The 923-nt window shown below is 72.9% G+C and carries 2 protein-coding genes; both read left to right on the top strand.

The window, feature by feature from the left end; all coding sequences use genetic code 11:
* The coding region (locus AC5RV2_RS18525; RefSeq protein WP_494093545.1) for an NUDIX hydrolase at window positions 1–409 on the top strand (409 nt) is incomplete at its 5' end.
* Window positions 410–419: 10 nt separating this feature from the next.
* Window positions 420–923, top strand: a 504-nt coding sequence (locus AC5RV2_RS18520; protein ID WP_494093544.1) for an alpha/beta fold hydrolase, incomplete at its 3' end; no start/stop codon positions are given.

Here is a 923-nt window from a genome sequence, read left to right as displayed (position 1 = left end):
CGAGGACCCGCGCGCGGCCGCGGCCCGCGTGCTCGCCGAGTCCTCCCTGCTCGTACCGCCCGGGCGCATCCTCGCCTTGGATTACCAGCCGCTGGACGGCGAGGCCGCGGAAGCCATCACCTTCGTGTACGACGGCGGAACGTACGACGGCGGTGAACTCGCCGCCGGTGCCGGGGGACAGGCGGTCTTCCTGCCTGTCGAGCAGGCCGAAGCCGTCCTGGACCCGGCGCAATCGGCCCAGCTGGCCGCGGGGCTCCGGGCCCACGAACTGCTCACCGTGGTTGAACTGCGCCACGGGCAGCAGCTGCGGACAGGACAGCTGCGCGTCCCGGAACGAGAACTGGCGCCCCACGTCTGGGCGACGGAGGCCGCGGGCGACTCCAAGGGAACCGTGGGTTCCGGCGTTTAGTATTTCTCCCATGGCAGTCAGTGGCAGCGGAGAGCGGGTGGTCTTTGTCCACGGCACCGACAGCTTCGGGGCCGCCGCCTGGCCGCGCCAGCACCGCCTGGCCGGGCGCTACGACTGCCTGTTCCTGCGCCGCCACGGGTTCGACCCGCAGGCAGAGCCCCGGCCGACCGACTTCGACGAGGACGCCCGGATCGTCGGCCGGCACCTAGGCCCGGGTGCCCACGTCGTCGCGCACGCCCAGGGTGCCGTCGCGGCGATGATGGCCGCGGTCGAACACCCTGGCAGGGTGCACTCGCTCACGCTGTTCGAACCCGCCTGCCTGTCCCTGACCGCGGACCTGCCGGCCACCCGCGCCTACCGTGAACGGCTGGAGCCGTTGTTCGACGCGCGGCGGGAGCTGACCGACGAGGAATATCAGCGCGCCTTCGTCCGGCTGGTGGTCGGCGCCGAAGCGCTGCCGCTGGCCACCGCGGCGGACCGGGCACAAGCGATGCGGGTCCGCCTGCAGGCGCCG

This window comes from Arthrobacter sp. Y3225116, assembly GCF_059091245.1.
Note: the sequence above shows the minus strand (reverse complement) of the source record. Positions and strands in the feature narration are given on the sequence as shown.